The sequence below is a fragment of the Nonomuraea composti genome (assembly GCF_012034275.1).
In the GTDB taxonomy this organism is placed as follows: domain Bacteria; phylum Actinomycetota; class Actinomycetes; order Streptosporangiales; family Streptosporangiaceae; genus Nonomuraea; species Nonomuraea composti.
In genome coordinates this window covers 122,356-133,967 of sequence record NZ_JAATEP010000009.1, presented here as the reverse complement: position 1 = coordinate 133,967, position 11,612 = coordinate 122,356, and the positions used below count along the sequence as shown (strand labels likewise).

The 11,612-nt window shown below is 73.1% G+C and carries 11 protein-coding genes; 6 read left to right on the top strand and 5 right to left on the bottom strand.

Annotated elements, in window-relative coordinates; translation table 11 throughout:
• Positions 1-4: 4 nt before the first annotated feature.
• Positions 5-1,006, bottom strand: a complete 1,002-nt coding sequence (locus tag HCN51_RS15190; protein ID WP_168010263.1) for a terpene synthase family protein — start codon at positions 1,004-1,006, stop codon at positions 5-7.
• On the bottom strand, positions 1,006-1,551 hold the full coding sequence (locus tag HCN51_RS15185) for an EF-hand domain-containing protein (RefSeq protein WP_168010262.1): 546 nt from the start codon (positions 1,549-1,551) through the stop codon (positions 1,006-1,008). The genes HCN51_RS15190 and HCN51_RS15185 overlap by 1 nt, the downstream gene beginning before the upstream one ends.
• 155 nt (positions 1,552-1,706) lie before the next feature.
• Between HCN51_RS15185 and HCN51_RS15180 the strand changes: the two genes are divergently transcribed.
• Positions 1,707-3,068, top strand: a complete 1,362-nt coding sequence (locus HCN51_RS15180) for a glutamine synthetase family protein (protein WP_080041245.1) — start codon at positions 1,707-1,709, stop codon at positions 3,066-3,068.
• 1 nt (position 3,069) lies between these two features.
• On the opposite strand, the gene HCN51_RS15175 is transcribed toward HCN51_RS15180, so the two are convergent.
• Positions 3,070-3,678 carry an ATP-binding protein gene (locus HCN51_RS15175; protein WP_346433653.1) on the bottom strand — a complete coding sequence of 203 codons (609 nt, stop codon included), beginning with the start codon at positions 3,676-3,678 and terminating at the stop codon, positions 3,070-3,072.
• 438 nt (positions 3,679-4,116) lie between these two features.
• On the opposite strand from HCN51_RS15175, the gene HCN51_RS15170 reads away from it, so the two are divergent.
• Positions 4,117-4,830, top strand: coding sequence for a PaaI family thioesterase (locus HCN51_RS15170; protein WP_168010260.1), 714 nt, complete (start codon positions 4,117-4,119; stop codon positions 4,828-4,830).
• Between the two features lie 58 nt (positions 4,831-4,888).
• Here HCN51_RS15170 and HCN51_RS15165 read toward each other — a convergent pair whose 3' ends face one another.
• Positions 4,889-5,737, bottom strand: a complete 849-nt coding sequence (locus HCN51_RS15165; protein ID WP_206067034.1) for an alpha/beta fold hydrolase — start codon at positions 5,735-5,737, stop codon at positions 4,889-4,891.
• Positions 5,738-5,758: 21 nt separating this feature from the next.
• Here HCN51_RS15165 and HCN51_RS15160 point away from each other — a divergent pair, with 21 nt between their 5' ends.
• The gene (locus HCN51_RS15160) at positions 5,759-6,442 is read left to right on the top strand and encodes a type 1 glutamine amidotransferase (RefSeq protein ID WP_168010258.1); all 684 of its coding nucleotides are present in this window, start codon (positions 5,759-5,761) and stop codon (positions 6,440-6,442) included.
• Here HCN51_RS15160 and HCN51_RS15155 read toward each other — a convergent pair.
• Entirely contained in the window at positions 6,420-6,953 is a 534-nt protein-coding gene (locus HCN51_RS15155; RefSeq protein ID WP_206067033.1) for an HXXEE domain-containing protein, read from the bottom strand. The genes HCN51_RS15160 and HCN51_RS15155 overlap by 23 nt on opposite strands.
• A gap of 78 nt (positions 6,954-7,031) precedes the next feature.
• Here HCN51_RS15155 and HCN51_RS15150 point away from each other — a divergent pair, with 78 nt between their 5' ends.
• The 3 genes from HCN51_RS15150 to HCN51_RS15140 all read left to right on the top strand — a co-directional run bounded on the left by HCN51_RS15150 (position 7,032) and on the right by HCN51_RS15140 (position 11,611).
• The gene (locus HCN51_RS15150) at positions 7,032-9,959 is read left to right on the top strand and encodes a bifunctional [glutamine synthetase] adenylyltransferase/[glutamine synthetase]-adenylyl-L-tyrosine phosphorylase (RefSeq protein ID WP_168010257.1); all 2,928 of its coding nucleotides are present in this window, start codon (positions 7,032-7,034) and stop codon (positions 9,957-9,959) included.
• A gap of 78 nt (positions 9,960-10,037) precedes the next feature.
• On the top strand, positions 10,038-11,051 hold the full coding sequence (locus HCN51_RS15145) for a hypothetical protein (protein ID WP_346433652.1): 1,014 nt from the start codon (positions 10,038-10,040) through the stop codon (positions 11,049-11,051).
• 32 nt (positions 11,052-11,083) lie between these two features.
• A complete protein-coding gene (locus tag HCN51_RS15140) occupies positions 11,084-11,611 on the top strand; it encodes a GNAT family N-acetyltransferase (RefSeq protein WP_168010255.1) in 528 nt (175 codons plus the stop codon).
• Position 11,612: the final 1 nt, after the last annotated feature.

Here is an 11,612-nt window from a genome sequence, read left to right as displayed (position 1 = left end):
TCGCCTACGCGTAGCGCTGGGACTCCAGCAGCCAGTCCAGGTGGGCGCGCGGCGCCGCCAGGTACGCGCACGCCACCTTGCTGACGTCCCTGGCCGTCTTCGGCTCCAGATCGTCCAGCGGCAGCCGCCTGGCCGCCTTGCGCATGTCGAGGCAGCGCCCCGCGATCCGGTCGAGCACCCAGGCCGTCGCCTCCCGCTCGCCGAGCCCGAGCTGCCGCATCGCCAGCACCACGAAGTTGTGCACGTCGCCGCGCTCCTTCGGCCGCGACGCCACGTCGTTGCACCAGGCGGTGACGTCGCTGCAGGCGTCCACAAGCTGCCGCCACGGGTCCGACTCGTGCAGCCACACCGGCACCTCCACCCGCAGGCACGGCTCCACCAGGTCGTACAGGTACGGCCCGACCGTGCCCCTGCGCAGCGCCGGGTACTCCTCCAGCGTCGGCATCCGGCCCGCCGCCCGGTTCTCCGCCTCGGCGCGGCAGGCGTCGTACTGGCGCTGCAACCCCACCGCGAACCTGGCCCGCCACCGGTCGCTCATCCGCACGCTCGTCACCCGCCACAGGTCGGCGAAGGCCGCTTCCAGCGGGTGGCGCGAGCTGCCCTTCAGCATGCCGTGGAAGATCTCCAGCGGGCCCGCGTGCTCGTCCAGCTCGTCGTCCAGGTGGAACAGCCAGGTCAGCCACTGCGCGAACAGCGCCGCCGCGGCCGCGTCGAACTCGGCGAACGCCCGGCCCGCCATCCGGTGGTAGCCGACGCCGGGGTCGGCGCGCAGGCCGGTGCGCCTGGCCCAGTCGATGACCGCGGCCTCGATCGCGTACACGGCGGGGTGCATCCGGCACGGCGCCGCCATCGCGGGCACCCGCTCGGTCAGCGGCAGCAGCGCCAGCGCGGCCGAGCCGCCCCTGCGCGGCAGCGGCAGCAGGGACGTCAGCGCCGAGCGCAGCGCGGTGCGCACCGTGCTGCGCACGGCGGCGAACACGGTGGTGCCGGTCGTCGTGGTGGTCATCACAGGGGCCCGAACAGCCAGTTGCCGGCGGCGTTGGGGTCGTCGCCGCGGTAGTAGTCGGCGGCGGCCACGACCAGCTCCTCCACGGTCAGCGTGCCCCTGCCCGCCCGGTCGAGCCGGTCGAAGGCCTCGTCCACGTCGTCGTAGGCCACCCCGAACGCGCACAGCATGGTCCGGAACTCGCCCGGCCCGATCTGCCCGTCGTCGTCGCCGTCGCACAGCTCCGCCACCGCGACCGTGGCCGGCCGGAACACCGCGTCGTAGCGGTCGCCCTCGACGAACGCCGCCGTCATCCCCCTGCGGAAGTCGGGGCGCGCGATGCCGGAGTCGCCGTCGCGCTCCAGCGTCTCCGACAGGGTGGACCAGATGCGGTCGAAGCTTTCCACGAGACTCGCCCCGGTGACCGAGGTGGGGGACTCCCCGAAGCCCACCAGGATGCGGGCGCCCAGCCCCAGCAGGTCCTCGCGCTCGACGACGCCGTTGCCGCTCGCGTCGATGTGGTCGAACGCCCGATCGAGCTTGTGATTGAGCAGGTCGATGGCCACCAATGCCTCCCCCGAGACTGACTGCGTGATCACAGTAAGTCGGGGCGGGCCCTTTGTCAGCGAGGCTCGCACCGGCACCCCCCGTAACGTGTGCGAAACACGGACACGGCATGCTGGTGTGTGACCCGATACCGTCCGTCGAACGAGGGGATGCTGTGGACCGCCAGCAGGAGTTCGTGCTCCGCACACTCGAGGAACGCGACATCCGGTTCATCCGGCTGTGGTTCACCGACGTGCTCGGCTTCCTCAAGTCCGTCGCGATCGCGCCTGCCGAGCTGGAAGGGGCCTTCGCCGAGGGCATCGGGTTCGACGGGTCGGCCATCGAGGGCTTCGCCCGCGTCTACGAGTCCGACATGCTGGCCAAGCCCGACCCGGCCACGTTCCAGATCCTGCCGTGGCGCAGCGAGACGCCGGGCGCGGCGCGCATCTTCTGCGACATCCTCATGCCCGACGGCACGCCGTCGCACGCCGACCCGCGCTGGGTGCTCAAGCGCACGCTCGCCAAGTGCGCCGACATGGGCTTCACCTTCTACACCCACCCCGAGATCGAGTTCTTCCTGCTGAAGAACCGTCCCGAGCCCGGCCAGCGGCCAGAGCCGATCGACTCCGGCGGCTACTTCGACCACACGCCCCACAGCTCCGGCCACGACTTCCGGCGCCAGGCGATCATGATGCTCGAGTCGATGGGCATCTCCGTCGAGTTCAGCCACCACGAGGGCGCGCCCGGCCAGCAGGAGATCGACCTGCGCTACGCCGACGCGCTCACCACGGCCGACAACATCATGACCTTCCGCCTGGTCATGAAGGAGGTCGCGCTGGAGCAGGGCATCTGGGCCTCGTTCATGCCCAAGCCGTTCACCGAGCACCCCGGCTCCGGCATGCACACGCACATGTCGCTGTTCGAGGGCGACCGCAACGCCTTCTACGAGGCGGGCACCGACTACCGGCTGTCCAAGATCGGCCGCTCGTTCATCGCGGGGCTGCTGCGGCACGCCGCCGAGATCACCGCCGTCACCAACCAGTGGGTCAACTCCTACAAGCGGCTGTGGGGCGGCGCCGAGGCCATCGCCGGGCTGGGCGGCGAGGCCCCCTCCTACGTGTGCTGGGGCCACAACAACCGCTCGGCCCTGGTCCGGGTGCCCATGTACAAGCCGCACAAGGGCGGCTCGACCCGCATCGAGTTCCGCTCGCTCGACTCCGCCTGCAACCCCTACCTGGCCTTCGCGCTGATCCTGGCCGCCGGGCTGAAGGGCATCGAGGAGAGCTACGACCTGCCGCCCGCCGCCGAGGACAACGTCTGGACCCTGACCAGCGCCGAGCGGCGCGCCCTCGGCATCCAGCCGCTGCCCGGCTCGCTCAACGACGCGATCGAGGTCATGGAGCGCAGCGAGCTGGTGGCCGAGACGCTGGGCGAGCACGTCTTCGACTTCTTCCTGCGCAACAAGCGCAGCGAGTGGCGCGAGTACCGCCGCCACGTCACCGAGTTCGAGCTCGGCCGCTACCTGCCCGTGCTCTGACCTACGTCCGCGACGGCCGGCGCGGGCCGGTGCCGCTGATCGAGTCGAACACGATCGCCTCCAGCAGCCCGGCCTCCGCCCGGTCCATGATGCGCGCCCCGGCCGCCGGAGCCGGGTCGCCGCCCTTCACCCGCGTGAGCAGGCTGTCCCACCTGCGCTGATGCCGGGCGAACGTGCGGGCCGCCACCACCCGGCCCCTGGCCCGCTGCCCCGCCAGCGCCTCATCCGGCGGGGCGTCCAGCAGGAGCAGGTGGAAGTCCGCGCCGTGCCGGCGCGCCAGCCAGGCGAAACCCCGCAGCACGTACGGGCCGCAGCCCCGGTTGTGCGCCACCACCGCGTGCCCCTGCGTCAGGGCCTGCCGGATGCGCGTCACGTGGGTGACGAACACCACCGCGCGGCGCACCGGGTAGGGCGCCCACGCGAGCCGGCCCTGCCAGTGCCGCTTCGACTGCGCCGAGTCGATCACCGCCACCGCGCCGGAGGTCACGGGCAGGCTCTCGGCGCCGTGCATGCCGTACAGGCGCCGCAGCAGCGTGGTCTTGCCCGCTCCCGGCAGCCCCGTCAGGATGACCAGGGCCCCCGGCGGGTACCGCAGCCTCGCCCCCTCCACACGCAACACCCTTCCGCCCGATCCGCCGTACCTACCCCTGCCGCGCCAGCATAGGCGTGTGGTACCAGCCTCTCCGAGGATGGGCCGAGACGCGCACCCCGCTCCGCGATCGGCGAGAATCCGCCGTTTGGTCGCGGCGGGCCGGAAACCTCGTTAAGGTACTGCCAACGCCTTGATCGGCCTCACTCCCGGAGCGGTTTCCGAGTGGGGCCGATTTTCGTTGCTTCTGACCCCCGAGTCACATCCGCGTGATCCGCGGCGCCTAGCGTCTCGTTACCCGGTGGGGAAGTTTCGGGCCCCTTCAAGGCGTTATGGAGACGTACCGAGCAGCCACCGGACCCCCGCATCCTAGGTAAACCGGGAGTCCAGTAAAATCGGCCTGCTCTTTATGATATTTCCGGACTTCTCGCCTTGTGTGGCGATATAGGAGGGTGTGGCATGACGACGGCTGCCCTGCAGACCGTGTTGACCGTTCCCCAGCGCTTCCGTGGTCCTGTGGGCGTCGCCAACGGCGGCTGGATCGCGGGCACCATGGCGGAGGCGCTGAACGGTAACCGATCAGCCGTCGAGGTCACGTTGCACGCCCCCACGCCGCTGGAGACCGAGCTGCGGCTGGAGCACGTGGCCAACACGGTGTCCCTCTCGCACGGCGACAAGCTGCTCGTCGAGGCGATCCCCGTGGCCGAGGACCTGGAGGGCCCCGGGTTCGTGCCGTTCAACGACGCGGCCCGCGCCGAGGCCGGGTTCGCGGGGCTCAAGGCGCACCCGTTCGCGGAGTGCTTCGCTTGCGGCCTGCGCGAGCCCGGTGACGGCCTGCGGATCTTCCCCGGCCCGGTGGAGGGCACCGACCTCGTGGCGGCCGGCTGGCGGGTGCCGTTCACCGTGACCGGCGAGGACGGCGTGCCCGCCTCCATCGTCGGCGCGGTGCTCGACTGCATCACCGGCTGGGCGCACTTCGGCCCCGGTGAGAGCGCCCTGCTCGGCCGCCTGGCCGTGCAGATCCACCGCCCGGTGCTGCCGGGTGGCCGCTACTCCGTGGTGGCCCGCCCGACCGGGCGCGACGGCCGCAAGATGTTCGGCCAGAGCGCCATCTACGAGGTGGACGGCACGCTGGTCGCCGCCGCCCGCGCCACGTGGATCGCTCCACGCTGAGCTCTCTTCGAACGAACGGACCAAGGCCCCCGAGCCGCTCTCGGGGGCCTTCGCCGTTCTAAGCGGTCAGCCGGTCCACGACGGTGGCCACGCAGCGCTCGTCGAACAGGATCGTGTAGTGGTTGCAGCCGGGCACCACCTCGTCGCGCAGCCCCGGCAGCCGCTCCTTCCAGGGCCGCACCAGGTCGTCGGGCAGCATCCCCGTCTCCTGGTCGAGCAGCCCGCGCGGCGCCCTGAGCAGGAACAGCGGCGCCTTGATCGCCTCCAGCGCCGCCCTGATGGCCTCCCGCTCCAGGTGCAGCCACCGGCCGTCGGCCAGCACCGCCTCGCCCGCCACGCGTGAGCGCAGCGCGCCTTCGGGGCCCGTCAGGTCGTAGCGCACGTACGCCTCGACGTCGGCGTTCCAGCGGCCGGCGAAGGCCGGGTGCGCCTGGAAGAAGTCCACGTACGCCTCCGCCGACGGGAACGTCTGCCGCAGCCGGGCCAGTGCCGGGCCGAGCGCCGCCTCCAGTGCCGCGTCGGGGTCCTTGCCCTCGGGGATCGGCGCCAGCGGGATCCCGCCGTCCACCAGCACGACCCTGGCGAACTCGCGCCGGGCGCCGGCGAGCGCCGCCACGTACGCGCCCATGGAGTGGCCCGTCAGCACCGCGTCCGGGCCGGCTCCGACGTGGTCGGCCACGCGCAGCACGTCCTCGGCATGCCTGGGCAGCCCGTACGGGCCGGGCAGGCCCGCACTGTGCCCGCGCCCGCGCAGGTCCATGGCCACCAGCGACCAGCCCTTCGGCAGCCGCCGCCCGACCCCGGCCCAGGCCATGAGCGAGGCGGTGATGCCGTGGACGGCGATGATCGTGCGTGGTCCCGTTCCGAACGTGGCGATCCGCAGACCGCCGACCTCGTCAATCCTCATAATCTCCACATAATTCCTCATATGCGAATCACCGTCATCGAACATGAGGCCGAGGCCGGGCTCGGTTACCTCGCGCAGTGGCTCGGCGTCGCCTGCGAGGTCGTGCGGCCGTACCTGGGGGAGGAGGTCCCCGAGCGGGCGGCGGACGGGCTCGTCGTGCTCGGCGGTGCGGCGGCGGCCTGGGAGGACGAGCGCAGCCCCTGGCAGCCCGCCACCCGCGACCTGCTGCGCCGCGCCGTCGACGACGCCACCCCCACGCTGGCCATCTGCCTGGGCGCGCAGCTGCTCACCCTGGCGTGCGGCGGGACGGTGGAGCGCGGCGGGAACGGGCTGGAGGTGGGCGCCCGCGAGGTCGTCGCGCTGCCCGCCGCCGCCACCGACCCCCTGCTGTCGGGCATCACCACCGCCGTGGCGATCCAGTACCACCAGGACGCCATGACGCGGCTGCCCGACGGGGCCGTGCCGCTGATGACCGGCGCCCAGTACCCGAACCAGGCCTACCGGCTCGGCGAGGCGGCCTGGGCGGTGCAGTTCCACCCCGAGGCCACGCCGGAGATCTTCGCCTCGTGGACGGCGGACTCCGGCCTGGACGCGGCCGAGGAGCTCAACGCCGGGGTGAAGGCCGCCGAGAGCGCGCTGGTGGCCACCTGGCGCCCGGCGGCGCGCGCGTTCGCCGACATCGTCAGGAAAGGCCGCCCCGCCTGACCTTTTTCCTGCCTGAGGTGAGGGCGTGCGCGGCGGCGTGCACGCCCGCCAGGACCAGCGGGAACGCCGCCACCGCAGCCCCCGGCCCGGTCGCCGGCACCCCCGCCCGCCGCAGCCGCCGCCACGCCCACACCGCGTACGGGATCACGACGACCGGCGCCGTCACCACGCCCGGCGTGTACCCGCGAAAGAGCGCGGCCTGGGCGAGATGCACCACCCCGTGCACCCCGAACCCGGCCAGCGCCGCCTGGAACACCGCGCTCCGCCCGCCCGTGCGCGCCCCCAGCGCCGAGGCCGTGGCCATGACCCCGCCCATCAGCCCGATGGCCACGCTCGCGTGCGCCTGCGACACCTCCATCCGCTCCCACGGCACCCGCGGGAAGCGCTCCTCCAGGCGGGGCCGCGCCCCCCGCGTCCACCGCGCCATCGTCGCCAGCTCCTCCGCGTCGTGCACCGCCCAGGCGGCCAGCAACCCCCACGCCACACCTGCCGGAACCCGCCCTGCCGCCATTTCGACCCCCTCGGAACGCAACGCAACGTTGCGTTCGTATGTTACGGCGAAACGCGGAAGAGCTGTCAAGATGGAGGGGTGCCCAGGATCGAATCCACCGCCGCGCGCCTCGCGAAGCTCGGCTTCGCCGACGCCGCCAGGGCGGCGCAGCTCGTCCGCCAGTCGGAGGCCGACCTGGACGACATCCTGGAGTCCCTGGTCGAGGTGGCCGATCCCGATCAGGCGCTGGTCTCGCTGATCCGCCTGGTCGAGCGCGAGCCGGCCGTCCTCGACGCCGTCCGCTCCGACGAGGTCCTGCGCAGCAGGCTCCTGGCCGTGCTGGGCGTCAGCGCCGCGCTCGGCGAGCACCTGGTCCGCCACCCCGGCCAGGTGGCCCGCCTGGCCGAGCAGCGGCTGGGCGAGGCCAGGGCCGAGCTGCTGCGGGCGGTCGGCGCCGAGCCTGGCGAGAGCGAGCCGCGCGCCGCCGAGGGCGGCACCGGCGCGCTGACGGCGCTGCGCGTCGCCTACCGGGGCCGCCTGGCGCACCTGGCCGCCCGCGACCTGACCGGCCAGGCCACGCTCGGCGAGGTCACGGCCGAGCTGTCCGACCTGGCCGGCGCCGCCCTGGAGGCCGCGCTCGCCGTCGCCCGCACCGAGGTCGAGGCCGGCGAGGTGCGCTTCGCCGTCATCGGCATGGGCAAGTGCGGCGCCAGGGAGCTCAACTACATCAGCGACGTCGATGTGATCTTCGTGGCGGAGCCGAGGGAGGGCGCCGACGAGGCCAAGGCGCTGCGCGCCGCCACCCGGCTGGCCCAGGCCATGATGCGGGCCTGCTCCGCCACCACCCCCGAGGGCTCGCTGTGGGAGGTGGACGCCGGGCTGCGCCCCGAGGGCCGCTCGGGGCCGCTGGTGCGCACGCTGGCCAGCCACCTCGCCTACTACCGCCGCTGGGCCAAGACGTGGGAGTTCCAGGCCCTGCTCAAGGCCCGGCCCGTAGCCGGCGACCTGGAGCTGGGCGCCGCCTACGTCGAGGCGGTCAACGAGATGGTGTGGTCGGCCGCCACCCGCGAGCACTTCGTCGAGGACGTGCAGGCCATGCGCCGCCGTGTCGAGGCCCACGTGCGGGCCGAGGGTGAGCGGCAGCTCAAGCTGGGGCCGGGCGGGCTGCGCGACATCGAGTTCGCCGTGCAGCTCCTGCAGCTCGTGCACGGCCGGCTCGACCCGCTGCTGCGCCGCAGGGCCACGCTCCCCGCGCTGGCGGCGCTGTCGCGGGGCGGCTACGTCGGCCGCGACGACTCGCGCGGGCTGGCCGAGGCGTACACGTTCCTGCGGCAGGTCGAGCACCTGCTGCAGCTCCACCGGCTGCGCCGCACCCACGTCGTGCCCACCGGCGACGACGATCTACGCAGGCTGGGGCGGGCGCTGGGCATGCAGGCCGACCCCGTCGGCGAGTTCACGGCGCGGTGGCGGCGGCACGCGATGGAGGCGCGGCGGCTGCACGAGAAGCTGTTCTACCGGCCGCTGCTGCAGGCCGTGGCGCGGCTGCCCGAGTCGGAGGCGCGGCTGTCCACCGCCGCCGCGGCGGCCCGGCTGGAGGCGCTCGGCTACGTCGATCCGCGCGGCGCGCTGCGGCACATCGCGAACCTGTCCACCGGCGTGTCCCGGCGGGCCGCCATCCAGCGCACGCTGCTGCCGGTCATGCTCGGCTGGTTCGCCGACACGCCCGACCCCGACGCCGCGCTGCTCGGGTTCCGCCAGGTCAGCGACAAGCTGGGCAGCACGCCGTGGTACCTGCGGCTGCTGCGCGACGAGACCGCCGTGGCGGCCAGGATGGCGCGCGTGCTCGGCACCAGCCGCTACGCCACCGGCCTGCTCATGCACGCCCCCGACGCGGTGGCGATGCTGGGCTCCGACGACGAGCTGGCCGTGCGCCCGCCGGAGTCGCTGCTCGGCGAGGCGTCCGCCGCCGTGTCCCGCTACGCCGGCGACCCCGAGGGCGCCGTCACGGCGGTGCGGGCGCTGCGCCGCAAAGAGCTGTTCCGCACCGCCGTGGCCGACATCTCCGGCCTGATCGACATCGAGACCGTCGGCACCGCCCTGTCGCGGCTCAACGACGTGACCCTCCAGGCCGCGCTCGACGCCGCGCTCAGCAAGGTCCCGCCCGTCACCTCCTTCGCGATCATCGCGATGGGCCGGCTGGGCGGCATGGAGTGCTCCTACGCCAGCGACGCCGACGTCATGTTCGTGCACTCGCCGCGGCCCGGGGCCGATGAGCGGGAGGCCGGCGACGCCGCGTTCGCCGTCGCCAACGAGCTGCGCCGCCTGCTGTCGCTGCCCGCCCCCGACCCGCCCCTGCTCATCGACCCCGACCTGCGCCCGGAGGGTCGCCAGGGGCCGCTGGTGCGCACGCTGGCCTCCTACCGCGCCTACTACTCCCGCTGGTCGGCGCCGTGGGAGGCGCAGGCGCTGCTGCGGGCCCGCTTCTCGGCCGGCGACGCCGAGCTGGGGGCGGCCTTCACCGCGATGATCGACGAGCTGCGTTACCCGCAGAGCGGCCTGCGCGACGACGCGATCAGGGAGATCCGGCGGCTCAAGGCCCGCATGGAGGCCGAGCGGCTGCCGCGCGGCGCCGACCCCGCCCTGCACACCAAGCTCGGGCCCGGCGGGCTGTCCGACGTGGAGTGGGTGGCCCAGCTCCTCCAGCTCTGCCACGCCGGCGCGCTCCCGTCCCTGCGCACCACCCGCACGCTGGAGGCGCTGCGGGCCGCCGTGGGGGAGGGCCTGCTCGATCCGGACGACGAGACGGTGCTGGCGGAGTCCTGGCGGTTCGCCTCGCGGGTGCGCGACGCGATCATGCTGGTGAAGGGCCGTCCCGGCGACAGCGTCCCGCGCGACGGGGGAGAGCGCCGGATGCTCGCGCAGACCCTCGGCTACCCGCCCGACGGCTCCGAGGACTTCCTCGACGACTACCGGCGCGTCACCCGCCGCGCCCGCAAAGTCATGGACCGGGTCTTCTACGGCGCCTGACCCCCTTCCGCGCAATGCCGTGCGTCATTGCGCTGATACGCGGCGTGGGTGTATCAAGGCGCGGTGTTATCCGTATACGTGGATCTGGCCCTCGGCCTGGTGGTGGCGTTCCTGCTGCTGTCGCTGCTGGTGAGCGGCCTCAACGAGGCGTTCGTGCGGGTGCTGTCCATCCGCAGCAAGTTCCTGTGGGCCTACCTCAGGGACACCCTGGACGGGGTCGGGGACAAGGCGCCGTCGTGGCTGCCCGGCAGCCTCCGGGACGTGCTGGTCGCGCTGCCGTTCGGGCCCGACCCCCGTCCGAAGCACAGCAACCAGCCGGCGCCCGCCGACGCCGGCGAGATGCCCGCGACGAAGACCAGCGACTCCATGATGAACCTCCTGTACGCGCGGGTACGGGAGATCGACCACCGCAAGCGCGGGAAGACGAGCATCGCGCACATCCCGCCGGAGCGGTTCGCGGTGGCCGTGATGGAGCTGGCCGCGACCGAGAACGGGAACATCCCCGAGTTCCTCAACAAGCTGCAGCGCATCGACAGCCCCCTCTACGGCCACCTGAAGGGCGTGTGGGAAAGCGCGCAGGGCGACCTCGACCGGTTCAGGAAGGGGGTGGAGACCTGGTTCGACGGCGAGATGCAGCGGCTGTCCATGCTCTACCGCCGCTACGTCAAGTGGGCGGTGGCCCTGCTGGGCGTCGTGGTGACGCTGCTGTTCTCCATGGACGGCTTCGAGTACGCCAAGACGCTGCTGCGCGACAACGCCTTCCGCGCCTCGGTGACGGCCGTGACCGAGGCGGGGCCCGACGCGTACAACGAGCTGAAGCAGCAGTGCACGGGCGGCGACCCGGTGCCGTGCGTGACGGAGCTGCTGAGCGAGCCCGCCCTGGTGAAGCTGATGGGGCAGGCGATGGTCAGCGTGTCGATCCCGGCGCAGGGCGACCCGAGCGTGCAGGGCAACTTCCCGGTGTGGTGGGGCCGGATCACGACGCCGAGCCACTGGCCGGGCTTCCTGCTGACGTACGTGGCGCTGCTGTTCGGGGCGCCGTTCTGGTGGGACGTGTTCCGGCGCATCACCGGCATCAAGTCGCGGCGCTGAGCGGACGCCCCCGGGCGCGTACGCTAGGCCGGATGGAGACGGAACGGCTGATCATGCGCCGATGGCGCGAGGCGGACAAGGAGCCCTTCGCGGCCATGAACGCCGACCCCGAGGTGATGGAGCACTTCCCGGCCCCGCTCACCCGGGCGCAGAGCGATGCGATGGTGGACCGGATCGAGGAGCAGTTCGACCGGCTGGGCTACGGGCTGTGGGCGCTGGAGGTGCGGGAGAGCGGGGCGTTCATCGGCTTCACCGGGCTCGCGCTGCAGACCTTCGAGGCGCCCTTCCTGCCCGCCGTGGAGATCGGCTGGCGGCTGGCGCGCCCGGCGTGGGGCCACGGGTACGCGATCGAGGCCGCCGGACGGGCCGCCCGGTACGCCTTCGAGGAGGCCGGGCTCGACGGCATCATCTCGATGACCGCCGCGTCCAACGTGCGCTCCCAGGAGGTGATGCGGCGGCTCGGCATGACGAGAGACCCGGCCGAGGACTTCGACCACCCCAGGGTGCCCGAGGGCAGCCCGCTGCGGCGGCACGTGCTCTACCGCCTCAAGCGGCCCTGAG